The sequence below is a fragment of the Gammaproteobacteria bacterium genome (assembly GCA_029882975.1).
GTDB lineage: Bacteria > Pseudomonadota > Gammaproteobacteria > SZUA-152 > SZUA-152 > JAJDNG01.
Window position 1 is genome coordinate 207,345 of record JAOUJW010000004.1, and the last position, 23,816, is coordinate 231,160.

At 48.0% G+C, this 23,816-nt stretch carries 25 protein-coding genes; 24 read left to right on the forward strand and 1 reads right to left on the reverse strand.

Annotated elements, in window-relative coordinates; all coding sequences use genetic code 11:
• The first annotated feature begins 210 nt into the window (after positions 1–210).
• The 3 genes from OEY58_05060 to OEY58_05070 are packed head-to-tail and all read left to right on the forward strand — an operon-like array spanning position 211 to position 2,785.
• Positions 211–1,038 (forward strand): protein-glutamate O-methyltransferase CheR, encoded by an 828-nt coding sequence (locus tag OEY58_05060; GenBank protein MDH5324812.1) that lies wholly within the window; start codon positions 211–213, stop codon positions 1,036–1,038.
• A 6-nt stretch (positions 1,039–1,044) separates the two neighbouring features.
• Positions 1,045–1,692: a chemoreceptor glutamine deamidase CheD gene (cheD, locus tag OEY58_05065; GenBank protein MDH5324813.1), complete on the forward strand. Its 648-nt coding sequence runs from the start codon at positions 1,045–1,047 to the stop codon at positions 1,690–1,692.
• A 10-nt stretch (positions 1,693–1,702) separates the two neighbouring features.
• Positions 1,703–2,785 carry a chemotaxis response regulator protein-glutamate methylesterase gene (locus OEY58_05070; protein MDH5324814.1) on the forward strand — a complete coding sequence of 361 codons (1,083 nt, stop codon included), beginning with the start codon at positions 1,703–1,705 and terminating at the stop codon, positions 2,783–2,785.
• Between the two features lie 14 nt (positions 2,786–2,799).
• Here OEY58_05070 and OEY58_05075 read toward each other — a convergent pair whose 3' ends face one another.
• A complete protein-coding gene (locus tag OEY58_05075) occupies positions 2,800–3,825 on the reverse strand; it encodes a c-type cytochrome (protein MDH5324815.1) in 1,026 nt (341 codons plus the stop codon).
• Between the two features lie 240 nt (positions 3,826–4,065).
• On the opposite strand from OEY58_05075, the gene OEY58_05080 reads away from it, so the two are divergent.
• The 21 genes from OEY58_05080 to OEY58_05180 all read left to right on the forward strand — a co-directional run.
• Positions 4,066–4,557: a flagellar basal body-associated FliL family protein gene (locus OEY58_05080; GenBank protein MDH5324816.1), complete on the forward strand. Its 492-nt coding sequence runs from the start codon at positions 4,066–4,068 to the stop codon at positions 4,555–4,557.
• A gap of 1 nt (position 4,558) precedes the next feature.
• Positions 4,559–5,575 (forward strand): flagellar motor switch protein FliM, encoded by a 1,017-nt coding sequence (gene fliM, locus OEY58_05085; protein MDH5324817.1) that lies wholly within the window; start codon positions 4,559–4,561, stop codon positions 5,573–5,575.
• Entirely contained in the window at positions 5,562–5,966 is a 405-nt protein-coding gene (gene fliN, locus OEY58_05090) for a flagellar motor switch protein FliN (GenBank protein ID MDH5324818.1), read from the forward strand. Before fliM ends, fliN begins: the two co-directional genes overlap by 14 nt.
• Positions 5,963–6,550, forward strand: a complete 588-nt coding sequence (fliO, locus tag OEY58_05095) for a flagellar biosynthetic protein FliO (GenBank protein MDH5324819.1) — start codon at positions 5,963–5,965, stop codon at positions 6,548–6,550. Before fliN ends, fliO begins: the two co-directional genes overlap by 4 nt.
• Positions 6,551–6,600: 50 nt before the next feature.
• Entirely contained in the window at positions 6,601–7,350 is a 750-nt protein-coding gene (gene fliP / locus OEY58_05100) for a flagellar type III secretion system pore protein FliP (GenBank protein ID MDH5324820.1), read from the forward strand.
• Between the two features lie 16 nt (positions 7,351–7,366).
• A complete protein-coding gene (gene fliQ, locus OEY58_05105) occupies positions 7,367–7,636 on the forward strand; it encodes a flagellar biosynthesis protein FliQ (protein MDH5324821.1) in 270 nt (89 codons plus the stop codon).
• A gap of 24 nt (positions 7,637–7,660) precedes the next feature.
• Positions 7,661–8,431 carry a flagellar biosynthetic protein FliR gene (fliR, locus tag OEY58_05110; protein MDH5324822.1) on the forward strand — a complete coding sequence of 257 codons (771 nt, stop codon included), beginning with the start codon at positions 7,661–7,663 and terminating at the stop codon, positions 8,429–8,431.
• Between the two features lie 9 nt (positions 8,432–8,440).
• Positions 8,441–9,574, forward strand: a complete 1,134-nt coding sequence (flhB, locus tag OEY58_05115) for a flagellar biosynthesis protein FlhB (GenBank protein ID MDH5324823.1) — start codon at positions 8,441–8,443, stop codon at positions 9,572–9,574.
• 2 nt (positions 9,575–9,576) lie between these two features.
• On the forward strand, positions 9,577–11,640 hold the full coding sequence (gene flhA / locus OEY58_05120; protein MDH5324824.1) for a flagellar biosynthesis protein FlhA: 2,064 nt from the start codon (positions 9,577–9,579) through the stop codon (positions 11,638–11,640).
• A 58-nt stretch (positions 11,641–11,698) separates the two neighbouring features.
• A complete protein-coding gene (gene flhF, locus OEY58_05125) occupies positions 11,699–13,561 on the forward strand; it encodes a flagellar biosynthesis protein FlhF (GenBank protein ID MDH5324825.1) in 1,863 nt (620 codons plus the stop codon).
• Positions 13,548–14,432, forward strand: a complete 885-nt coding sequence (locus OEY58_05130) for a MinD/ParA family protein (GenBank protein ID MDH5324826.1) — start codon at positions 13,548–13,550, stop codon at positions 14,430–14,432. Before flhF ends, OEY58_05130 begins: the two co-directional genes overlap by 14 nt.
• On the forward strand, positions 14,429–15,163 hold the full coding sequence (locus OEY58_05135) for an RNA polymerase sigma factor FliA (GenBank protein MDH5324827.1): 735 nt from the start codon (positions 14,429–14,431) through the stop codon (positions 15,161–15,163). The genes OEY58_05130 and OEY58_05135 overlap by 4 nt, the downstream gene beginning before the upstream one ends.
• 62 nt (positions 15,164–15,225) lie before the next feature.
• Positions 15,226–15,627 carry a chemotaxis response regulator CheY gene (cheY, locus tag OEY58_05140; GenBank protein MDH5324828.1) on the forward strand — a complete coding sequence of 134 codons (402 nt, stop codon included), beginning with the start codon at positions 15,226–15,228 and terminating at the stop codon, positions 15,625–15,627.
• Between the two features lie 40 nt (positions 15,628–15,667).
• Positions 15,668–16,417: a protein phosphatase CheZ gene (locus OEY58_05145; protein ID MDH5324829.1), complete on the forward strand. Its 750-nt coding sequence runs from the start codon at positions 15,668–15,670 to the stop codon at positions 16,415–16,417.
• Between the two features lie 28 nt (positions 16,418–16,445).
• Positions 16,446–18,536 carry a chemotaxis protein CheA gene (locus OEY58_05150; GenBank protein ID MDH5324830.1) on the forward strand — a complete coding sequence of 697 codons (2,091 nt, stop codon included), beginning with the start codon at positions 16,446–16,448 and terminating at the stop codon, positions 18,534–18,536.
• A 2-nt stretch (positions 18,537–18,538) separates the two neighbouring features.
• Positions 18,539–19,630: a chemotaxis response regulator protein-glutamate methylesterase gene (locus OEY58_05155; GenBank protein ID MDH5324831.1), complete on the forward strand. Its 1,092-nt coding sequence runs from the start codon at positions 18,539–18,541 to the stop codon at positions 19,628–19,630.
• A 9-nt stretch (positions 19,631–19,639) separates the two neighbouring features.
• Positions 19,640–20,380 carry a flagellar motor protein gene (locus OEY58_05160; protein MDH5324832.1) on the forward strand — a complete coding sequence of 247 codons (741 nt, stop codon included), beginning with the start codon at positions 19,640–19,642 and terminating at the stop codon, positions 20,378–20,380.
• Between the two features lie 11 nt (positions 20,381–20,391).
• Entirely contained in the window at positions 20,392–21,435 is a 1,044-nt protein-coding gene (gene motD / locus OEY58_05165; protein MDH5324833.1) for a flagellar motor protein MotD, read from the forward strand.
• On the forward strand, positions 21,432–22,232 hold the full coding sequence (locus OEY58_05170; protein ID MDH5324834.1) for a ParA family protein: 801 nt from the start codon (positions 21,432–21,434) through the stop codon (positions 22,230–22,232). Before motD ends, OEY58_05170 begins: the two co-directional genes overlap by 4 nt.
• Positions 22,225–23,340: a hypothetical protein gene (locus OEY58_05175; protein MDH5324835.1), complete on the forward strand. Its 1,116-nt coding sequence runs from the start codon at positions 22,225–22,227 to the stop codon at positions 23,338–23,340. The genes OEY58_05170 and OEY58_05175 overlap by 8 nt, the downstream gene beginning before the upstream one ends.
• A 17-nt stretch (positions 23,341–23,357) precedes the next feature.
• On the forward strand, positions 23,358–23,816 hold a 459-nt coding region (locus tag OEY58_05180; protein ID MDH5324836.1), incomplete at its 3' end, for a hypothetical protein.

The following is a 23,816-nucleotide window of genomic DNA, read 5'->3' on the forward strand; positions in this document are numbered from 1 at the left end:
TCCAACCACCGTCCGGCGCAAGGGACGAACAGAGCTCCTGCCAGTCGATCAAACCGACAACAAAGATCCGCTCCATCCAGAAAATCTCGTTCCAGTGACGGGGATAACGAGTGGGAAGAGTTCTAACGTAACAACCGTACCGGTTGCTGTATTCTTACAGCAACCGGCTAAATGTTTAGAGCTACTTTCGATTACGCGCGGGATGTCTAAATGATTGAAAAAGATCGTGAGTTTCACTTTACCAGTAAGGATTTCAACTTTATTCGAAGTTTGGTGGCACAGGAAACGGGTATTGCGCTGTCTGAAGCCAAATCGGATATGGTGTACAGTCGATTGTCCCGGCGTTTGCGAAGTTTAAATATTGAGAAGTTCACGGACTACCTTGATATGTTGAAAGACCGGGAATCTGATGAGCTGGTTAACTTTATTAATGCCATCACTACCAACTTGACTTCATTTTTTCGAGAAAAACACCATTTTGACTATCTGTCTAAAACCGTTTTTCCGGAAATATTTAAGCACAAAACTGAAAAAAGAATTCGTATTTGGTCCGCCGGTTGTTCCACTGGCGAGGAACCTTACACATTGGCTATGGTATTGCGTGAAGCCTTGCCAAAATACTCCAATTGGGATGCTAAGATCCTGGCAACGGATCTGGATTCCAATGTGGTTACCACGGCGAAAAATGGAGTTTACCGCGAGGAACGGGTCGATGGTATGTCCAAATCATTGCTCACGAAATACTTCAACCGATCCGGTAACGGAAGCGTAACCGCGAAACCGGAACTCAAAGAGTTGATCACTTTCAAACAGCTAAACTTGATGCACGATTGGCCCATGAGAGGTCCATTTGATTTTATTTTTTGTCGCAATGTGGTTATTTATTTTAATAAGGAAACACAGCGCAAGTTGTTTGAACGCTACGCCGATTTGACCGTACCGGATGGCTATCTGTTTATCGGGCACTCGGAAAGCCTGTTTAAAGTTTGTGACCGGTATAAGCTCATTGGAAATACCATATATAAGAAAATTAAATAGGAAAAAATGATGGGTTTGCCGCATAGAAAAGACAGCCCTCCGTTTGAAAGGTGCTTAACTGGCTTTGAAACGATCAACCGTTACTGGGATAAGCTCCAAAATGTCGTTGCGGCAAAAATTTTGCCCGGTGAATTTTATGTAACGGTTCGGAACGAGTTGATTGTCACGGTGCTGGGTTCCTGTGTCTCCGCTTGTATTAGAGATCCGGTATTTGGTATAGGTGGAATGAATCATTTTATGTTGCCTCTCTCCAATGGTAACAGCAGCTGGGACAGAAACGGCTTGGGTTTATCTACCCGCTATGGTAACTATGCGATGGAACACCTGATTAATGAAATATTGAAAAATGGTGGAGCCAGGAAAAACCTGGAAGTGAAGTTGTTTGGGGGTGGGAAAATACTGGCGCAAATGACTGATATCGGTGACAAAAACATCCGCTTCGTACGTGAATACCTGAAAACGGAATCTTTGCGCATCAGTGGTGAGGATTTGGGCGATATTTATCCTCGCAAAGTGGTATATAACCCTAAAACCGGTAAAGTCAAAGTAAAGAAACTCCGCTCCATGCATAATGATACTATCACTCAACGCGAAACTGAGTACATGAACAGTATCAGCAAGGAACAACCATCGGGCGAAATCGACTTGTTTTAAAGATTATTGTATGGCAAAGATAAAAGTACTCATAGTGGATGACTCGGCACTGGTACGTCAGATGCTGAGTGAAATTCTTAACAGTGCACCCGACATTGAGGTGGTGGGTGTGGCGCACGATCCTTTGATGGCGCGCGACAAAATAAAGGCATTGAATCCGGATGTGCTGACGCTGGACGTCGAAATGCCGAAAATGGACGGTGTTACCTTTCTTAGCAATCTCATGCGATTGCGCCCCATGCCTGTGGTTATGGTTTCCTCGCTTACGGAAAAAGGGGCTGACATCACCTTACAGGCACTGGAACTGGGTGCAGTGGATTTTGTTTCCAAGCCCAAAAGTGATTTGGCGCATACCTTTGCGGAATACACTGAAGAAATTATCGAGAAAGTTCGCGTTGCTTCAAAAGCCAAGGTTTCTGCAACTGCGAACAGCAAGGCTAAGTCTACAACCGTTTCCTCGCAAGTTGATGTTAAACATTCAGCCGATGCGGTGCTGGCCAATAAAGCCCCTCGCATGTTCAAAACCACAGATAAAATTATTGCCATTGGAGCGTCCACTGGGGGAACAGAGGCGATCAAAGAGGTTTTAATGCAGTTACCGGCAGATACCCCCGGTATAGTGATTACGCAACATATTCCTGAAGCATTTAGCGGACCCTTTGCTAAACGTATGGACGGTGTGTCCGCCATGACGGTTTGTGAAGCTAAAGATGGTCAGCAAATTCTCCCTGGTTGTGTGTATATCGCACCGGGAAGCCATCATTTGATGGTGGAGCGCGATGGTGCTCGCTACATATGCCGCCTAAATGATGGACCCAGAGTCAATCGTCACAAACCTTCGGTCGATGTTTTATTTAGATCGGTGGCGCAAAATGCCGGTTCCAATGCCATTTCCGTGATTTTAACCGGGATGGGAGATGACGGTGCCAAAGGGATGGTGGAAATGAAACAAGCCGGTGCCCCCACCATTGCCCAGGATGAAAAAACCAGTGTGGTATGGGGTATGCCTGGAGAAGCAGTGGCTACCGGCTGTGTGGATTATGTTTTGCCCTTGTCAAGGGTTGCATCCAAGATTCTTTCTTTGCTGAAGTAAGGTAATTTCTTACCTTAGTGTTTTCTAATCACCTCAGGTATTTCACCTGTTAAGCTGTTAAGAAACGCGACCAGCTGGTCCAATTGTTTCTCCGATAACTCTTTTTGCAATTGCGTGACAGCCATAATTTTGACCGCTTCTCTTAAAGTTTTGGCGGAGCCGTTATGAAAATAAGGTCCGGTAATCGCAATATTGCGTAGAGGTGGAACACGCCACAAATATTTGTCGGCTGGATCTTTCGAGAACCCCATGCGCCCTACATCTTCTGTCAGCTGATGGCTTTTGTCATAGCGGCTGCCTAAATGGTTGGGGAACAATTCATAGAAACCGTCACCCATGCCCATAGCCGGACCGGGTGCGGGGCCGGCAAAGTTAGTTCCAAAATGACAGGCCAGACAACCAACATCATTGAACTGTTGCATTCCCTCGATGGCCAATGGAGAAAGAGCGGTTTTATCACCTTTTATATAACGATCAAAAGGGCTGTTGTGGGCCATTAGCGAACGCTGAAAGCCGGCTAGCGCCTGAGCAATTGTTTTCGGTGAAATGGGTTTATTAAAAGCCTGCTTAAAAAGGCTTACATATTCAGGCATGTTTTGTAGGCGCTTGCTTAGGCGTTTCATTTTCATGTTGAGAATATTAGCAGCCGGTATGTGTTCCAGCGATTGCTGTTCCAGCGTTTTTGCGCGTCCATCCCAAAACAGAACGGTTTGTAAACCAATATTCCATAGACCCGGAGCGGAGCGTTTGCTGTACTTACCGTTGACGCCTTGGGAAACCGCTTGGTCATCGTCACCGCCGGTCAGTAAATTATGGCAACTGTTGCAGGAGTGAGTGTGTTCAGGAGACAAAGCCGTATCGTAAAATAGTTTCTTACCCAAACGAATACTGGCAGCGTTCAGCGGATTGTCTCCAGGGATCATAGGCTGCTCGGGCAGCGGTTGGTAGTAGTCAAAGGCAAAGCCTGGATAACTAAAAACCAGTCCCGTGGTGGTCAACCATAGAAGTGCTATTTGGCGGATTTTTTTAAAGGAATTCATTTGTGTTCATCCATCTTGTTCCCAGTTACGGCGCATATTGTACGGCAAGAGATAAAGCCGCGCCAGAACAAGAACTTAAGCAGCCACCTGGAATCAGTCAATAAACTGTCGTGGCCGGCTTTGTGCAACGGTATTCATTGCCAAGCTATTGAAATAACGAATAATACCCTCTGGCACAGCACTTGCAATCTCATAAAGTCGGAAGAGTGATTCAGGGAAAAGCCCGAAAGGAATAAGTCTATGGCTGACGATGCAGAAGACACCAAAGCCAGTGGTGGTGTTTCGATTAAGCTGGTACTGCTCATTGTAGTTGTTTTTCTAATCAGCGGATTGGGCGCAGGCATGTATTTGGCCGGTGCTTTTTCCGGTTCTAAAGACCAGGATGAAGCAGTAGAGGCGGAGCCTGTTGCTAAACCGGCTATCTACATACCCATTGATCCTCCCTTTGTGGTCAATTTTACCGGCGATAAAGGTGCTAAATTTCTTCAAGTGACACTTGAGTTCATGACCAGACAGGTGGAAGTACCTGGTTTGGTGAGCATGCATATGCCGGCCATACGCAATAATCTGATATTACTGTTCAGTAACCAGAGCTATCAAACCGTGTCCAGCCCGGAAGGAAAGGACGAGTTGCGAGCCCAGGTGTTGCAGGTGGTACAGGATATATTGCAGCAGGAGAGCGGCGACATAGGTGTGGAAGCCGTATACTTTACCAGCTTTGTGATGCAATGATATGTCGGGCAGTGATTTATTATCACAGGATGAGATAGATGCCCTGCTTCACGGGGTGTCCAATGATGACATCGACACCTCGCAGGAAGACGAAGATGGCGTAGCCCGCAACTACGACTTTTCCAGCCAGGATCGCATTGTTCGTGGTCGCATGCCCACGCTGGAAATGATTAATGAGCGGTATGCGCGACTATTTCGTATCTCCTTATTCAACTTTTTACGCCGCAGTGCAGAAATTGCTGTAGGCGGAGTACAAATGTTGAAGTTCTCAGAATACATTCACAGCCTGTTTGTACCCACCAGCTTAAACATGGTGAAGGTGTCACCGCTAAGAGGAACGGCTCTGTTTGTTTTGGATCCCAAACTGGTATTTGCTGTGGTGGACAGTTACTTCGGTGGTGATGGTCGGTACCACACTAAGATCGAAGGTCGCGAGTTTACGCCCACTGAACTTCGGGTCATTCAAAAAGTGTTGGATTCCGTATTCGTTGATTTAAAAGAAGCTTGGGCACCGGTGATGGATCTAAATTTTGATTACATGAATTCTGAAGTGAATCCACAGTTTGCCAATATTGTGAGCCCTACCGAAGTGGTTGTGGTAACCGTATTTCACGTAGAACTGGAAAATAGCGGGGGTGACTTCCATATCACTATGCCGTACTCCATGTTGGAACCCATTCGGGAAGTGTTAGACGCGGGTGTGCAGAGTGATATAGAGGACTCTGATGATCGTTGGGTAACATCACTGAGGGATGAAATTGAAACAGCTTGGGTCAATCTATCCGCAACAATTGGGGAATCAGAACTGTCCTTGAGAGACATGCTGAGTTTGAGTCCGGGGGACGTAATACCTATTGAGATGCCGAAGTATGCCACACTTTGCGTGGAAGATGTGCCGGTATTTCGAGGGGTATATGGCGCCGCGCGGGGAAATGCTGCAATCAAAGTGATGGAGCCGGTGATTTATCCGAGTAAAGAGGGCCGTTTGAAAGTCGAGGTAGGCGATGGAAGAAAATAGTGACGCAAATACAGACGATTGGGCTGCAGCGATGGAAGAGCAGGCGGCAAGCGAACCTGGTGGTAATGAAGTAGCAAAAGCTGAATTGCTGGACTTGAAGCCGGATAACGCAGTGGGTCCTACCTTGCAGGACGAAAATCTGGAAGTGATTTTAGATATTCCAGTGACTATTTCCATGCAAGTAGGATCTACCAAAATCAGTATTCGAAACTTGTTGAAACTCAATCAAGGTTCTGTTGTTGAATTGGATCGATTGGCGGGGGAGCCTTTGGATGTGTTGGTAAATGGAACTTTGATTGCACATGGTGAAGTTGTCGTTGTTAACGAGAAATACGGCATCAGGCTTACCGATGTCATTAGTGCTGCTGAGCGGATTCGAAAACTCAAATGAAAAAGAACAGCAGGCTAAAGCGAGCGCTATTGACACTGAGTGTAGTGTCGACACTGTGTTTGAATCCAGTAACGGTTTTTTCTGATCAGTCATCCGTAGGGATTGATGTTGTTCCGGTGACAGATGAGGAAACAAGGAAAAACAGCCGGTCTGCCTCTTCAGAGAGTATGAGCACAAAAACAAGTAAACCCGAGTTACGTATACCCCCGGCAGTGACAGTGGCGAAACCCGATATTAACCGAAGCCTGATTCAACTAACTTCCGGTTTGGTTGCGGTGTTGTTGTTAATCGGTGCGGCCGCGTGGTTTGCTCGTCGTTTTGGCAATTTTCATTCGACGGCGGGTGGTGATTTGCGTGTAGTGGCCGGGTTGGCCTTGGGCGCCAGAGAGCGATTACTTGTGGTGCAGGTGGCGGATGAGCAACTATTGCTTGGAGTAGCTCCTGGTCGTGTCAGTAAACTGCATGTGCTGGCAAAACCCATTACTCCCAAACAGGGTAGTGGAACAGGCGCGGGGGATTTTCTGGAGAAATTTAAAGCGGCTTTGACACAAAGGTCAGCGCAAGGGCCAGGTCAGGATACATAGCGATGATTGGAGTGATCACAAGGATGTGTGAACGAAAAACAAAATTGCAGCTGAAGCTTGGAGTCAAACTTTCGGTGTTGCTTCTGTGCTTCTTTGCCACTTCGCTTGCACAGGCTCAAGACCTGGGCGTACCTGCTTTGTCAGTAACCACCTCCGGAAAAGGCGAGCAGACTTATACGCTGACATTGCAAGTACTGGCCGTGATGACCGCGTTGACGTTGCTGCCGGCCGCCTTAATGATGCTTACCTCCTTTACTCGCATAATTATTGTTCTGGCAATTGTGCGCCAAGCAGTAGGGTTACCGCAGGCACCATCCGGACAGGTTTTAATTGGATTGTCGTTGTTCCTGACTTTTTTTGTGATGGCGCCGGTATTTGATCGGGTGTATGCCGAAGCGGTACAACCCTATTTGGATAAGAAATTGGAGTTGGTGCCTGCACTGGAAGCTGCAGGAAAACCGTTTCGTGAGTTTATGATGAATCAGACTCGGGACGCGGATATGAGTATGTTTCTGAATATATCCGGAAAGTCGGGCGTAGATAGTACCAAAGATATTGGTTTTACCACGCTCATACCCGCCTTTGTTACCAGTGAATTGAAAACCGCCTATCAGATTGGCTTCATGATTTTTATTCCGTTTCTGGTTATCGATCTAGTGGTTGCCAGTGTGCTCATGGCTATGGGGATGATGATGCTGTCGCCCATGATTATTTCGCTACCGTTCAAAATCATGTTGTTTGTTCTAGTGGACGGTTGGGCTTTGATCATGGGTACCCTGGCCTCCAGTTTCTACGTGTAAGCGGGAGTAATTAGCCATGACCCCGGAATTCGTTATTACCCTGGCACAGCAAGCTGTCAAGTTGGCGTTGATACTAACCAGTACGATTCTTTTACCGGCCCTGGCGGTGGGTTTGATCGTCAGTATGTTTCAAGCGGCCACTCAAATCAACGAACAAACACTTAGTTTCATTCCGAAATTGATGATCACTTTTATCACCTTAATCATTGCAGGCCCCTGGATGTTGCAACTGGTGGTGGAGTTTTCTCGCGGAATGATTGATTCCATTCCCGGCGTGTTGGGCTGAGGACTTCATGGGTGGATTTTGCTGATGTTGCTAAGTGGAGAGATGCTCGGGTCCTGGGTTGGTTCCTATATGTGGACTCTGATTCGTATCACGGCCTTGATTACAGCTGCACCGGTACTGGGTTCACGGACCATTCCCGTTAAAGTCAAACTGAGTATAGCGATTGCGCTGACCTTGGTGTTGGTGCCGGTTATACCCAAGGCTCCGGCGATAGATCCATTAAGCGGAATGGCTCTGTTCGTTACATTGCATCAAGTATTGATCGGCATAGCGATGGGGTTTGCTTTGCAGTTGGTGTTTGCCATGTTTGTGGTCGGTGGTCAAATCATTGCTTATCAGATGGGTTTGGGATTTTCTCAAATGGTAGATCCTCAATCGGGAATGCAGGTTCCTGTCGTGAGCCAGTTTTACATCATTGTGTTGACGCTGGTGTTTTTTAGTTTTGATGGTCATTTGGCGCTGGTCCAGGTTCTGGCCGATAGTTTCGTCAGTATGCCCCTGGGTACCAGCGGCTTGAACAGTGACAGTTATTGGGCATTGATTCACTGGAGCGCTCAAATGTATTCCGGGGCCATGCAAATAGCGCTGCCTGCTATTGCATCCATATTGCTAATCAATTTGACGTTTGGGGTGGTGACGCGCTCAGCGCCCCAATTCAATATCTTTTCCATCGGTTTTCCTATAACTATCATGATGGGATTTTTTGTCATCATGATGACTTTAAGTACGGTTGTGTCACATATCAATACCTACTTAGAGTCTGCCTTTGCATTGATGCGGGCTTTGGTGAGCTAGGAGTCATCCATGGCAGAGTCAGGCAGCGGTCAGGAAAAAACCGAAGAACCCAGTTCGCGTAAGCTGCAACAAGCTCGTTCCAAAGGGCAGGTACCGCGTTCTCGAGAGCTTAATACCGTCATCATGTTACTGGTGGCGGGTGTTGGGTTGTTGCTGGTAGGGCAGAGCATGGTTGCCCGTTTGGCGGATGTGTTGCGCAGTAACTTTGTTATGGAGCGACAAATACTGTTTGATCCGGGGGTCATGGCAACGCGTTTATGGGATAGTATTCAGGAATCGTTGTTAACCATTTCACCTTTGCTGGGCATGTTGTTAATTGCTGCAGTGGTTTCGCCCTTGCTGTTAAGCGGTTGGAATTTCAGCAACGATGCCTTGATTCCGAAGCTGGAGCGAATGGATCCCATTAAGGGATTAGGACGCATATTCGGCTGGAAAGGGTTGGTGGAGCTGCTCAAGTCATTGGCAAAGTTTGTTATTGTAGCTTCAGTTGGGTATTTGTTGTTGCAGACCAAATTAGAATCGTTTTTAGGTTTAGGGCAGCAACCGGTTAATCAAGGATTGGCGCAAGCCGGCGAAGAACTCATTTGGGTGTTTATCCTTCTTAGTAGCACCTTAATAGTAGTCGCATTGGTGGACGTACCGTTTCAAATGTGGGATTACAAACGTCAGCAGAAAATGACCCGGCAGGAGCTGAAAGATGAGCACAAGGAAACGGAAGGTAATCCCGAATTAAAAAGTAAACAGCGCAGTGTGCAACGTGAAATATCCATGCGACGTATGATGGATATGGTGCCGCAAGCTGATGTGGTCATCACCAATCCCACCCATTTCTCCGTCGCTTTGAAATATGATGCCTTAAATATGGCTGCGCCTGTGGTTGTCGCACTGGGCGCTGATCTTGTTGCCTTGCAAATTCGACGAGTTGCTACAGCCAATGATGTTCCAATACTGGAATCACCCGTGTTGGCACGGGCGCTGTTTTATCATTCCGAGATAAATGAAGAAATCCCGGCGGGTTTGTATTTGGCCGTGGCCCAGGTTCTGGCTTATATCTACCAACTGCGACAGCACCAGGAAAAGGGGGCAAACAAGCCCAACGCTCTGGATGATTTACCGATACCCGATGAATTCAGGACGGATTAGCCATGATACCAGCCATACGCCACTTTCTACAAAACGGTTTAGGTACGCCCATATTGGTGATTGTCATATTGGCCATGATGGTGGTTCCTTTGCCCGCGTTCTTGCTGGATATATTGTTCTCTTTCAATATTTCCCTGGCTTTGGTGATATTGCTGGCTGGTGTATATGTGCAGCGACCACTGCAGTTCGCTGTGTTTCCCACTGTTTTATTGTTGGCTACGTTGTTGAGATTGAGCTTAAACATCGCTTCTACTCGGGTGGTATTGTTGGAAGGCCACACCGGCACAGACGCAGCCGGCAAAGTGATTCAGGCGTTTGGCGAGTTTGTTGTGGGCGGAAACACAGCCGTCGGCTTGGTGATATTTATGATTTTGGTCATTATTAATTTTGTGGTGGTGACCAAAGGAGCTACCCGTGTGGCAGAGGTCAGTGCGCGATTTACCCTGGATTCCATGCCGGGTAAGCAAATGGCCATAGACGCTGACTTGAATGCAGGAACCATATCCCAGGAAGAAGCCAAGGAAAGACGAGACGAAGTCGCTCAGGAGGCGGATTTTTACGGTTCCATGGATGGTGCGGGAAAATTTGTTCGAGGAGATGCGGTAGCCGGCATACTTATTTTGATCATCACGGTCATCGGTGGTCTGGGGGTGGGGATTCTGCAACACGGCCTGGATTTCAGTGACGCCATTCAAAAATACACCTTACTGACCATTGGGGATGGTCTGGTGGCGCAAATACCCTCTTTACTTTTATCCACGGCAGCAGGTCTGATGGTGACGCGAGTGTCCTCTTCGCAGGATATGAGCGCCCAAGTCGTCAGTCAGTTGTTTGACAATCCTAAAGCCTTAGCGGTTACCGCGGCGATTCTGGGTACGATGGGTCTGATTCCGGGTATGCCAAATCTGGCTTTCCTAGTGTTATCAGGGGCTTGTGGATACGGGGCTTATTGGCGCAGTCGCAGACAACTGCAGCAGGCGGAGTTACCCGAGAGGGCTGCTCCGGTAGAAGCTCCACAAGAGCCAAAAGAACTCAGTTGGGATGATGTGACGCCCGTCGACTTAATTGGGCTGGAAGTAGGGTATCGTTTGATTCCTCTGGTGGATAAAAACCAGGGTGGGCAACTCATGACTCGAATCAAAGGTGTACGCAAAAAACTATCACAGGAATTGGGTTTTCTCATCCCACCGGTGCACATCCGAGACAATTTGGATTTGGCACCCAATCAGTACCGAATCACTCTCATGGGGGCCAACATTGGCGAATCAGAATTACATCCGGATAGGGATATGGCCATTAATCCGGGACAAACTTTTGGGGTGGTGCAGGGAATAGCCAGTCGCGATCCTGCATTTGGTCTGGAAGCGGTATGGGTGGAAGCAAGTCAAAAAGAGCAGGCACAAAGCCTAGGTTATACCGTCGTCGACGCCAGTACGGTGGCTGCTACCCACCTGAGTCAGTTGTTGCAAACTCACGCGGATGAACTACTCGGCCATGAGGAAGTGCAGCACCTATTGAACAATTTGACCAAGTTCGCGCCCAAGCTGGTTGAAGATCTAGTGCCAAAAGTTTTACCCCTGGGCGTGGTTGTAAAAGTCATGCAAAACCTTCTTGCAGAAGGTGTTTCCATTCGGGATATCCGCACCATAGCCGAAACCCTGGCGGAGTATGCTCCAGCCAGTCAAGACGCTGGCATGCTTACGGCTGCTGTGCGGGTTGCTTTGGGGCGGAGTATCGTGCAACAGGTGGCGGGTACGGGAGAATTGGGCGTGATGACCCTGGCTCCCAATTTGGAACACATATTGCATCAGAGCGTTTCAGGTGGAGCTGATAGTACACCGAGTTTGGAACCAGGATTAGCGGATAATCTAATTAAGTCACTGGCAGAACAGTCCCAAAGACAGGAAGCCTCTGGTCACACACCCGTATTACTTGTAGCAGCTTCCATACGAGCAATGTTAGCACGGTTTGTTCGTCACAGCATTCCTAATTTGCGCGTGTTGGCTTTCAACGAAATACCGGATAACAAGCAGATTAAAATTACGGCGACGGTCGGTGCAATGTAATGTGGTTAGATTCCATTAATGCTTGCAGGCTGAAAAGACTCCGGTCTGAGGTGTGAACATGAAGATAAAACGCTTTTTTTCTCAAGATATGAGAAGCGCCATACGCATGGTTCGGGACGAGCTTGGCCCGGATGCGGTGATTCTATCTAACAACAAAGTCAGCGGTGGCATAGAAGTGGTCGCAGCGATAGACTACGATGAATCCCTGTTTGACACCGACAACGTTTATGAGACTCAGGTGGGAGCACAAGCGTCTGAGTCCAGTGAATCCGTGGAAGCTGTGCAGTTTGATTTGCATCAGCCACAATCACCAGAAGCGTCTAAAGCTAAATCGCCGTCGGCGCGGCCACAGCAAACGATTCCGACTGCATCACGTGTGCAAAAAAGCATACCGGAACCACCTGTATCGCCAGTAGCGGCTTCCAAGCAACAAGCCCCCAGAATACAAGAGCCCAGAATACAGGAACCCAGAATACAGGAACCCAGAATACAGGAACCCAGAATACAGGAGAGCGCTCCTGAGTTCGTCTATGACGATGAGGAATATGATTCGGAGTTTGAAACCGACGAGGAAAACTGGGCCTACGATTTAATAAATCCCTCGGTGAATCATTTACAACAAAACAGGCGTCCACAAAACAAAATTGATGATGCTTTCAAACCAGCGGGAGGACAGTCACGGTCGCCCTATCTGAAATACAAAATTGGTGATAACTCCACAATGGAAGACTGGCCGGTATCGGTAGAGAACGATTCTTTGGACATGCCTATCATTGATGCGGAATCTTTTTCCAATTTTATATCTGAAGCGAAACCCAAATCCAAACACTTTCGCAGCAGTCCGCCAAGGCCGATTACGGATCGACTGAAAAGTAGAGCGGCCGAAAGCCTGGAACAAAATCCCAGGCCCGTGCGTGAGAACGCAATACCGACTCCGAATCAGTCGATTCGTCCAGGTCTAAGCGAAAGCAACAGCATTCCCGAATTAACGGCTTTTGGTACGGAGAAAGCTGGATTTCAGTCAAGCCACGGTCAGGCCAATCCAGACCGGCATGGCGTCTCCGGTGGTATAGCCAAACCCGGCGGTACCAGTATTCAAGCCAGAGTCACCCGTCAGTTAACGGAAATGGAAGTGAGTCAACCGATCATTGACCAAGTAGTCGGTTCCATCGCACCGGACGCGGATTTCCATGGTGCTTGGCAAGCGGCATTATCGACTTTCGCTCGTTTGATTCCCATTAGTGACGATGACTTGGTGGCGCAGGGTGGAATCGTCGCGTTGGTCGGGTCTACTGGCGTAGGTAAAACTACGACCATTGCCAAGTTGGCCGCGCGTTATGCTTTACGTCACGGTCGGGAGAATGTGGCATTGATCACCACGGATAACTACCGAATAGGTGCATTAGAGCAGTTGAGAACCTACGGCAAGATATTGGGGATACCCGTAAAGATTGCCAATAACAAACGCCAGATGGAAGAGAATCTGCGCCAAATTGCACACAAGAAATTTGTTTTGATAGATACAGCAGGGATGAGTCAGAGAGATTCGCGCTTGATGGAACAGTTTTCCCTAATTAAGGATTGTGTTTCTAATGTAAAAAATTACCTGGTCATGTCTACGACCACACAAGGTGCTGCGTTGGATGAGATTATTCGTACTTTTAGCAATATTAATATTACCGGTACCATTCTTACTAAGGTGGATGAAACCACAAATTTAGGTTGTGCGTTATCCGTGGTTTCCAAGCACAAGCTACCGGTGACTTATATCAGCGACGGTCAAAAAGTACCTGAAGACCTGCATTTGGCCAGAGCGCACATGCTGATTAACCGCGCCCTGGTTATCGCGCGCAAAATGCATCAGGCGCGAGTGGCGCAGGAAAACACGCTGGGCGGTGGCAACAACTATGCTAGTGCGTAACTTGATAGATCAGGCAACCGGTTTAAGACGTATGTCATATCACAATCCGGTCAGAGTTATCGCCATCACCAGTGGAAAAGGGGGAGTTGGAAAAACCAATGTTTCCGTTAACCTGGGTATCGGTTTGGCGAGAATGGGACGCGAAGTCATGCTCATGGATGCGGATTTGGGTCTAGCTAATGTGGACGTAATGTTGGGATTGCACGGCAAGTACAATTTGTCCCATGTTATAAAAGGCGAAAAATCATTGGATCAAATAGCGATACGAGGTCCGGAAAATTTACGCATTATTCCGGCAGCTTCCGGCTTACAGGCCATGGCAGAATTAGGACCGCTGCAACACGGTACCTTGATTCGAGCTTTCAGCGAGATGACCAGCTCTCCTGATGTGTTGTTAATTGATACCGCAGCCGGAATCTCGGACAGTGTGGTGAGTTATGCCAAAGCGTCTCAGGAGGTAGTGGTGGTTATTTGTGATGAACCCACATCGATTACCGACGCGTATGCGTTGATTAAGTTGTTAAACCGGGATTATGGAATCCACCGATTTCGCATTTTGGCCAATATGGTCGAAAGTATTCAAAACGGCAGGGAGCTGTATCAAAAGTTTGTAGCAGTTACGGATCGGTTTCTGGATGTGTCCCTGGATTTTATGGGTATGGTTCCACACGACGAAATGCTCAAAAAAGCCGTACAGAGACAAAGAGCTGTTTCAGACGCCTACCCGCGTAGCAAGTCTTCATTAGCATTTAAAAAATTAGCCCAAAAAGCCGATGCTTGGCCTTTATCCGGAAACGCCGGTGGCCGTATCGAGTTTTTCGTAGAAAAACTCATATTGGCTAGTCGGCGAGAAACAGGAGTTGCGATATGAATGGTATGGCCATTTACGCTGAAACCCATAAAACAGATGTGAGCGACAATGAACAAATCGAGACGTACACACCGCTCGTGAAAAGAATTGCCTACCATCTGATGTCTCGGTTACCGCCCAGCGTACAGCAAGACGATTTGATCCAGGCAGGTCTAATAGGATTACTGGAAGCATTGAGAAATTATGACGCAAGTCAAGGAGCCAGCTTTCAGACCTATGCGCGTATTCGTATCAGGGGCGCTATGCTCGATGAAATTCGTAAGAATGATTGGGCACCCCGATCAGTGCATCGCAAGGCCAGGATGGTAGCGGAAGTGGTTCGCGAAATTGAAAACAATACCGGTCGAGATGCCAGAGATGTGGAAATTGCCAAAGCCCTAAACATGTCACTGGACGATTATCACCAACTGTTACAGGATGCCAGCGGGCACAGGGTATTTAGTTACGAAGAATTGGATGTAGAGTCTCAAGGCGGAGTGGCTGGAATTTCGGAGCGAGACCGGGGTCCTTTGGACGGACTGCAAAATGAAGATTTTAAAAAGGGACTGGCAGATGCCATCGCCGGGCTACCGGAACGGGAAAGAATGGTTATGTCACTTTATTACGATGAAGAGCTAAATTTACGGGAGATTGGTGCCGTTATAGGGGTAAGCGAATCCAGAGTTTGCCAGATACACAGCCAGGCGGTAATTCGGTTACAGTCCCGCATGGCTCACTGGGTCGGCAAATAGGGAGGCGCTGAGTTACAGTAATTCAATGGCTTAAAAGTTTTATCCTATCGTACGGAAACGGGCTGGAGGTAGTTTTGGACAAGAATATGAAAATCCTCATTGTGGATGATTTTTCCACTATGCGTCGGATAATCAAAAACTTACTTAGGGATCTGGGATTCAACAACACATCCGAGGCGGATGACGGTGCTACGGCTTTACCTATGTTAAAAGCCGGAGACTTTGATTTCCTGGTAACGGACTGGAATATGCCTGGTATGCAAGGGATTGATCTTCTAAAAGCCGTTCGTGCTGACGCAAAGTTGGCGAACTTACCGGTATTAATGGTGACGGCGGAATCCAAACGTGAACAAATTGTAGAAGCTGCGCAAGCGGGTGTGAATGGTTACATTGTTAAACCTTTCACCGCGCAAACTTTGAAAGAAAAAATTGACAAAATCTGGGAACGAATCGAAGCTGCCTGAGGATTCGTGTTAATGCGACCAAGGGAGCCGGGGAATATTAATGGAACATGCGGACGATAGATCCAAGCAGGTCCTTGATCAAGCAGAACAGCTGATCATGGAAATGCAAGAGGGTAATGAAGAGAAAACCGCGCAAGTGCTGGCGCAGTTGGGATCCATAAGAGAATCCTTACTGTATCAGGAAGTAGGGAAGATGACTCGGCAACTGCATAATAGCTTACAGGGATTTCGTGAGGATGCACGCCTGGACAGTATGACAGCGCAAGATATTCCCGATGCCCGGCAACGTTTGCTGCACGTGATTGAATTAACTCAAAAGTCAGCGGATCAAACGCTTTCAGCTGTTGAAAACAGTATGCCTTTGGCCGAGTCTATTGCGACAGAGGCGGGGGAACTGAGTAGTGCCTGGAAAAAATTTAAACGACGAGAATTGTCTGTAGATCAGTTTCGCGAGTTGAGCTCAACCATTGAAAAGTTCCTTGGAGATATTGAAACTGACGCTGGTGCTATGAAACAAAATTTGAATCAAGTACTCATGGCTCAGGAATTTCAGGATTTAACCAGTCAGATACTCAAGAAAGTAATCGACTTGGTGGAAGAGGTAGAAGGAAATCTGGTGGAGCTGATGCGTCTTACCGGTGGTATGTTCGGTAAACCGGAATCAGCGGACGAGGGCTCGGTCTCGGCAATTGAGGCGGAAGGACCCTATGTGCCCGGTACAAAAGCAGTTTCGGAAAATGTCTCCAGCCAGGATGAAGTGGATGATTTGCTTTCCAGTTTAGGATTTTAACTAATAGAGTCAGTGGCAGCGATCAATTATGGATGATGATGCGGAACTGTTACAGGATTTTCTGGTTGAAGCCGGGGAGATTCTGGAGAAATTAGGTGAGCAGCTGGTTGATCTGGAAAACCAGCCGGACGATAGTGCACTGCTTAACGCCGTATTCCGTGGTTTTCACACGATCAAAGGTGGTGCCAGTTTCCTGGGTTTGGATCCCTTGGTGGGTTTGTGCCACCGTGCCGAAGATGTTTTCAATGTGTTACGCAATGGTGAACGTGCCGTTGATGCTCACGTTATGGATGTCATCCTACCGGTTTTGGATGTATTGAACAATCAGTTCGATGCTTTAGGTATGGGAGATGCACCGGAATCAGCAGATCCCGGTTTATTGCAACAATTGGATCAATTGGCCAAACCACAAGACTCAACGCCTGGGCAGGTAGCGCCTGCGGTGACAGCACCTGTACCGGACGAGGTTCCTGCACAGAGCGGTGATGATGAGATTACCGAGGAGGAGTTTCAACACCTATTGGATTCACTGGCCGACAAGCCCGCCACAGTCTCAAAGTCCCCTGGTAAGTCTTCTACAACCGAAGAAATCACCGAAGAAGAATTTGAAAGATTACTGGACGATCTGGATGCCCAGAAGAAACAAGGTTCCGTAGAAGTACAGCCTGTAACACAGGGCAGGTCTTCTCCTGCAGAGGATCCTGATGTCATAAGCAGCGAAGAGTTTGAAGCGCTATTAGACGAGTTGCATGGTAAAGCCGGGAACAAGCAGGCTCAAGCTGAACCGAAAGCAGCAGAACCCACAACTTCAACCGCAACCCCAGTTGCAACTCCAGCCGCCACGTCTCCCACAGACAAACAAGCGACACCGGTTCGGCCCGCAGCAGCGCCCAAGGTGGATACTAAAAAGAACGACGCGAAAGGAGATGCTAAATCAAAAGACGTTTCCCAAGAAACCACCGTGCGGGTGGATACCAAACGTCTTGATGACATTATGAATATGGTGGGAGAGTTGGTGTTGGTCCGTAACCGTATGGCCACACTGGAGACCTCCTCAACCGATGAAGAAATGTCCAAGGTTGTAGCGAATCTGGATCTGGTGACCGCGGATTTACAGGCCGCAGTAATGAAAACCCGGATGCAGCCTATCAAAAAAGTATTCGGTCGGTTTCCACGTGTCGTACGTGATTTAGCCAGAAATCTCAATAAACAGGTCAATCTGGAGCTGCAAGGTGAAGAGACGGATCTGGATAAAAACCTAGTGGAAGCCCTGGCGGATCCATTGGTACATTTAGTTCGAAATGCCGTGGACCATGGTATCGAAACGCCGGAGGAACGGGAGCAAGTTGGTAAGCCGAAAGTCGGTACCGTAATTTTGGCCGCACAACAGGAAGGTGATCATATTCTTTTAACCATTCAAGATGACGGTAAAGGGATGGATGCCAATCAATTGCGACAATCCGCAATTAGTAAAGGAATTGTTGATGCTGAAACAGCGGCACGCATGGAAGACAAAGATTGCTTTAACTTGATATTCGCTCCGGGATTTTCCACTAAAACCGAGATTTCCGATGTTTCCGGTCGGGGGGTGGGTATGGACGTGGTTAAAACCCGCATAGTACAGTTAAACGGCAGTGTGGATATCGACTCGCAAAAAGGTAGGGGCAGCGTCATTACGATCAAAGTCCCGCTGACCCTGGCTATCATGCCCACCTTAATGGTGATGTTAAACCGGCAAATTTTTGCTCTGCCTTTGGCTAATGTTAACGAGATTTTCCACTTAGATTTAACCAAGACCAATGTCGTCGACGGACAGTTGGTGGTACTGGTGCGAGAAAAAGCATTACCCTTATTTTATTTGCGCCGTTGGTTGGTAAAAGGGGCAGAGCGGGAAGGCGTACCGGAGAAAGGTCATGTGGTTGTGGTCAGCATGGGGGCGCAAAAGATCGGTTTTGTGGTGGATAGTCTTATTGGACAGGAAGAAGTCGTTATCAAGCCGTTGGGCGCTTTGTTACATGGTATGAAAGGATTGGCGGGTGCCACCATTACTGGCGATGGGCGTATTTCACTGATTCTGGATATTCCCGGTTTAATGCAACGTTACGCCAGACGGTTCTAGCCATGGCAGTGCGGGCACTGGTTGTAGACGATTCCGGATTTTTCCGTCGTCGCTTGACGGAAATGTTGTCTCATGACGGGCGCATTGAAGTCATAGGAGTCGCTGTTAACGGCGAAGATGCCGTGGAAAAAGCTCTGCGTTTAAACCCCGATGTTATCACTATGGACATCGAAATGCCTTTTATGGATGGGATAACCGCTACTCGAAAAATTCTCCAGCAGCGTCGCATTCCCATTATTATGTTCTCCTCCTTAACTGTACAAGGTGCACAATCGACACTGGACGCACTGGAAGCCGGGGCGCTGGATTACATTCCCAAGAATTTTGAAGATGTATCCGGCAATAAGGAACAATTGCGCAAAATGCTGTGCGATAAAGTACTCAGTGTGGTCGGTGCGGGAGTTACTCGTAAGGAACCTACAGCGGTAACACCCCTGAAGCCCGGCGTCTCAGCTACTCAGTCTCCACGGGTATCGCGCGCTGCAGCAGTTCCAAAAAAGCAATATAAATTGGTGGCCATTGGTGCTTCCACCGGCGGGCCTGTTGCATTACAAAAACTGTTAAGCAAGATACCCGGTGATTTCAAAGCGCCCATACTGATTGCTCAACATATGCCGGCGGCTTTTACGGATGCATTTGCCAAGCGCTTGGATGGGATGTGCGCCATCAAAGTAAAAGAAGCCGCCGATGGTGATATTGTGCAACCGGCCACGGCCCTGCTTGCGCCCGGAGGTATGCAAATGACCGTGGTGCGTCAACGACGGGATTTGGTGGTTAAGATATCCGAAGGTGACTCTGCAATAAGTTACAAGCCCAGTGTGGATTTACTGTTTGAGTCAGTAGCACGCAACAATCCGGGTAATAACCTGGCTATTGTTCTTACGGGAATGGGTGCGGACGGTTGTAAAGGTGCGCGCGATCTGAAAAACACAGGCGCGTCAATATGGGCTCAAGATGAATCCAGTAGTGTGATATACGGTATGCCACATGCGGTGGTTGAAGCAGGGTTGGCAGATTTTATTCTAACTTTGGACAGCATGGGCAGCGTTTTTTCTGTCGACCGTCCGCCAGGGTTGGCTACCGGGAAGGCTTAAGGCAACGCTATGGATGGACTAAGCATACTGGGATTGCTATTGGGGGTGGGCGCTATTTTGCTTGGCCAACAATTGGAAGGCGGGCATATTCAATCCTTGATGAACGGGCCGGCGCTGGTTATTGTGTTTGGCGGTACTCTGGGTGCTGCCATGTTGCAATCACCCTTTCGTATATTTCTGCGTTCCCTGCGAATGGGGTTATGGGTTTTTTTTCCGCCCAGCAGCGGTGGTGAGCAAATCATTCAAAAAATTATCGCGTGGAGCAATATTGCTCGCAAAGAAGGGTTGCTGGGATTGGAAACTCTTGCGGAGACTGAATCAGACCCTTTTGCCCGTAAAGGCCTGCAACTATTGGTAGATGGCAGTGAACCGGAAGTGATTCGTCGCATCATGGAAGTGGAAATGGATGCCAGAGAACAGAATGATCTGGAGGCAGCCAAGGTCTATGATGCCATGGGAGGCTATTGTCCCACCATTGGTATTATTGGTGCGGTGATGGGTTTGATCCACGTAATGGAAAACCTGGCAGATCCCAGCAAATTGGGTGGCGGTATTGCCACGGCATTTGTGGCCACAATTTATGGTGTGGGTTTAGCCAATATTGTATTTTTACCGTTCGCCAGCAAACTGAAAAGTTTGGTGCGCAAGCAAATGTTAGTCAGCGAAATGATGGTTGAAGGCGTTATCTCCATAGCCGAAGGTGAAAACCCCAGAAGTATTGAAACCAAATTGCAGGGATTTGTTGGTTAGATGCACTGGCTATGGCCCGCAAACGCAAACAAGAGGAACATGTTAACCACGAGCGGTGGCTGGTGTCGTATGCGGATTTCATTACCTTATTATTTGCATTTTTTGTTGTTATGTACGCTATTTCTTCGGTTAACGAAGGCAAGTATCGGGTGTTGTCCGATTCACTGGTTTCTGCTTTTAGTAATCCGCCTAAGGCGGTAAGTCCACTTCAACAACAAGGCGGCAGTCTGAACCCCATTGTGCCCAGGATTATCGTTCCCATCAATTCGAGATCCGGAGCGTATATGCCCAGTTCGGAGCAAATTGCCGATATGCAGAAATTATCCGATGAGTTGTTGCGCAAACTGAGTAAATTGGAAGATAAGGATATGATCGGGGTTACCAAAACCAATGAAGGCGTTGAGATCGTTATCAAATCGAATCTGTTGTTTCTCAGTGGAGATGCTTCACTATCTCGAAGCGCCATTGTTGTGTTGCAGGAAATTGCCTCTGTCCTACGCAGCCAACAGAACGAAATACATGTGGAAGGTTATACGGACAACGTACCCATCAACAGTCCCATATTTCCTTCGAATTGGGAATTATCAGCCGCCCGGGCTGCCAGTGTGTTGCGGGCTTTGTCCCGCGATGGTGTGGATCCGGCCAAGATGAAAGCGGTGGGTTATGGCGAACATAAACCCATAGCCGGCAATGAAACCACCAATGGACGGTCGAAAAACCGTCGAGTCGTTATTTTGGTTCGCAATGCACCTGCCGTGAAAAGGCAAAATTTAATGGACTTGGATCGGGCATTGAACCGTGGTGAAACCAATAAAATTGGTTCACAAATCGAGAAAGCAGTGATTAATAGAGTGCTGGACAACAATGCATTGGGTAGTCGGAGGCTTCAGAACGATTCCCTGGTCAACCCGGTGACTTCTTTACCACAAGCCATCCCGGTAGAACCAAGGCAGGCGGTGACATTGCCAAGACCGCAGTTATTGCCCTTAAACGAAACACCGTCTAAGACAGAGATACAAACCAAGGATCCTACGATAAAGGAGTCGCAACCGTGATTAAGTGGGCAGTGGCCAATCAAAAAGGTGGAGTGGGTAAGACCACCACGGTCGTAAACCTGGGTGGGTGCTTGTGTGCAGAAAACGCAAGAACCTTGTTAATTGACATGGATCCTCACGGTTCCATGACCGCCTACTTTGGACTGGACCCTGATTCCATAGAAAACAGCTTGTATCAACTGTTTCGCAAAGAATCCTCACAGACACCGCTATCGGTAAAAGAGCTGGTAATACAGACTAAGTTCGAAAATTTGTTCCTGCTACCGGCATCCACTGCAATGGCGACACTGGATCGGCAATTGGGAGCCAAAGAAGGTATGGGGTTGGTTTTGCTGCAGGCGTTGCAGGCAGTGGAGCAGCAGTTTGACTATGCCATTATTGATTGTCCGCCTCAATTGGGAATATTAATGGTAAATGCATTGGCGGCATGTGAACACTTGATTATACCCGTACAAACGGAATTCCTTGCCCTTAAGGGCCTGGAACGAATGATGCGAACTCTGTTGATGGTGGGCAAAGCACTACAAAAAGATCTGCAATATACTATTTTACCAACGATGTATGATGTCCGAACCCGGGCGTCACGTACTACATTGAAGAAACTGCAGGAAACTTATCCCACGACCTTGTGGAATAAAGTGGTGCCGGTGGATACTTTGTTTCGTGAGGCCAGCAGGCTGGGCGTACCGTTAACACTTCGGGTGCCAAACGATCGAGGTTCACAGGCGTATGCTGAATTGTTACATGATTTACGGCAGGAACTGCAATTACCATCGGTGCAGTTGAAGCATGGTTAAGCGGGCATACACCGTGTTGGCGCAAGAACAGGCCATAGATGTCTACTTGCGTGATCTGTTGAAATACAATCCGGATCAAGTACCGTCGGTTGGTACTGCTTCAGATGCAGACCGGGAAGACGTATCTGTCGTATCACTTGACTCGGAAGCGATAGTGCAATTGATTGTGCCGGCCAACGAAGCATTGTCCGGGTTCGAACTCTCCTTAATTGAAACACCACGGGACATCGTTGATGTCCCTGATGAAATGACCGAGGTTTTGGAACAGCTTACTCAGCCAGATCCGGATACCCCACTGCATGAAGCGGATGGACCGGAAGCGGAGTTTGGCGCAGATCCTTTTGCGCAATCCTTCATGGAGGAGATAAACGGGCCTTTATTTGATAAAAACGGCCAAAAAGCTACAGTGATAGCAGATCATGAACCGGCATTGCCAATATCAGACCGTGAACCCCATACCTTATTACTTGAGGAAGATGAACCGGAAACTGATGTTGAAACCGAGCCTTTTGCGAAATCTTTCCTTGCTGCCTTTAATGAGACTTATGATGAACCTTTAGATACCGACAGTGATGCTGCCTCTGCGGGTGCACTGGATTTGGAGTTGGAACCCGTTCCAACAAATGATCTGAAGCACGGGCCCTTGGATGAACCCGATGCTTCAATCGATGAACTGGATCCTGAAGTGGCTGCGCTTTTCACAGCACCCTCGTCCAGACCAAGCCCACAGGAAGTTATGCCGTTACCATTGGACACGATCGGAGATTTGAAAGACGATGGTGCACAATCATTTGAACCAATGGATGCAAAGTTAATCGCTGAAACCTCATGGGAGTCTGAGTCACCGGATTTAGAGGAGCAATCGGATGTTGAGATACAGGCGGATGTAGAGTTAGATCCTGAAGTAGAAGCTTTGTTCGCGACACCAAAACCTGCAACAGTCACACAGGATACAAAACCACAAAGCAGGCAAACCGATCCTCAATCCACTCATGCAGGACCGAAACCATCAAAAACTGCAATACAAGCGTATCCCATGGCCAGTTCTTTGTTCAAAGCATTCGCTATGAATGCAACAAAAGACAAGAGCAGAGGTTCAGGCTCATAGCCTCCTGAGGTCCCTTTATGGACAAACCAGCGCTAAAAGTAGAGAAACAGGAGCAAGCACTGGATGCTTATTTGGAAGCTTTGTTGTTACCGGGGACGATCCAAGACTCAGATCAGGAGGCTGTGCAAACCATTGCACCAAACGAGACCGAGGTAGCCGATGTAGAGGCTGAGTTCGACTTGGAAGTAGAAGCCGAAGCAGAAGCAGAAGCAGAAGCAGAAGCAGAAGCCGAGGTAGAAGCGGAGGTAGAAGCGGAGGTAGAAGCGGAGGTAGAAGCCGAGGTAGAAGCCGAGGTAGAAGCCGAGGTAGAAGCCGAGGTAGAAGCAGAAGCAGAAGCCGAGGTAGAAGCAGAAGCAGAAGCCGAGGTAGAAGCGGAGGTAGAAGCGGAGGTAGAAGCGGAGGTAGAAGCGGAGGTAGAAGCGGAGGTAGAAGCGGAGGTAGAAGCGGAGGTAGAAGCGGAGGTAGAAGCGGAGGTA

Bases quoted from the DNA above. Each gene is read 5' to 3' on its own strand.
- OEY58_05135 (MDH5324827.1), top strand. From the start codon at position 14,429: ATGAATGGTATGGCCATTTACGCTGAAACCCATAAAACAGATGTGAGC.
- OEY58_05150 (MDH5324830.1), top strand. From the start codon at position 16,446: ATGGATGATGATGCGGAACTGTTACAGGATTTTCTGGTTGAAGCCGGG.
- fliN (MDH5324818.1), top strand. From the start codon at position 5,562: ATGGAAGAAAATAGTGACGCAAATACAGACGATTGGGCTGCAGCGATG.
- OEY58_05075 (MDH5324815.1), bottom strand. From the start codon at position 3,825: ATGAATTCCTTTAAAAAAATCCGCCAAATAGCACTTCTATGGTTGACC.
- cheD (MDH5324813.1), top strand. From the start codon at position 1,045: ATGATGGGTTTGCCGCATAGAAAAGACAGCCCTCCGTTTGAAAGGTGC.
- fliO (MDH5324819.1), top strand. From the start codon at position 5,963: ATGAAAAAGAACAGCAGGCTAAAGCGAGCGCTATTGACACTGAGTGTA.
- OEY58_05175 (MDH5324835.1), top strand. From the start codon at position 22,225: ATGGTTAAGCGGGCATACACCGTGTTGGCGCAAGAACAGGCCATAGAT.
- flhA (MDH5324824.1), top strand. From the start codon at position 9,577: ATGATACCAGCCATACGCCACTTTCTACAAAACGGTTTAGGTACGCCC.
- OEY58_05080 (MDH5324816.1), top strand. From the start codon at position 4,066: ATGGCTGACGATGCAGAAGACACCAAAGCCAGTGGTGGTGTTTCGATT.
- fliR (MDH5324822.1), top strand. From the start codon at position 7,661: ATGTTGCTAAGTGGAGAGATGCTCGGGTCCTGGGTTGGTTCCTATATG.
- OEY58_05070 (MDH5324814.1), top strand. From the start codon at position 1,703: ATGGCAAAGATAAAAGTACTCATAGTGGATGACTCGGCACTGGTACGT.
- fliM (MDH5324817.1), top strand. From the start codon at position 4,559: ATGTCGGGCAGTGATTTATTATCACAGGATGAGATAGATGCCCTGCTT.
- flhB (MDH5324823.1), top strand. From the start codon at position 8,441: ATGGCAGAGTCAGGCAGCGGTCAGGAAAAAACCGAAGAACCCAGTTCG.
- OEY58_05160 (MDH5324832.1), top strand. From the start codon at position 19,640: ATGGATGGACTAAGCATACTGGGATTGCTATTGGGGGTGGGCGCTATT.
- fliQ (MDH5324821.1), top strand. From the start codon at position 7,367: ATGACCCCGGAATTCGTTATTACCCTGGCACAGCAAGCTGTCAAGTTG.
- flhF (MDH5324825.1), top strand. From the start codon at position 11,699: ATGAAGATAAAACGCTTTTTTTCTCAAGATATGAGAAGCGCCATACGC.
- OEY58_05145 (MDH5324829.1), top strand. From the start codon at position 15,668: ATGGAACATGCGGACGATAGATCCAAGCAGGTCCTTGATCAAGCAGAA.
- motD (MDH5324833.1), top strand. From the start codon at position 20,392: ATGGCCCGCAAACGCAAACAAGAGGAACATGTTAACCACGAGCGGTGG.
- OEY58_05155 (MDH5324831.1), top strand. From the start codon at position 18,539: ATGGCAGTGCGGGCACTGGTTGTAGACGATTCCGGATTTTTCCGTCGT.
- OEY58_05060 (MDH5324812.1), top strand. From the start codon at position 211: ATGATTGAAAAAGATCGTGAGTTTCACTTTACCAGTAAGGATTTCAAC.
- OEY58_05130 (MDH5324826.1), top strand. From the start codon at position 13,548: ATGCTAGTGCGTAACTTGATAGATCAGGCAACCGGTTTAAGACGTATG.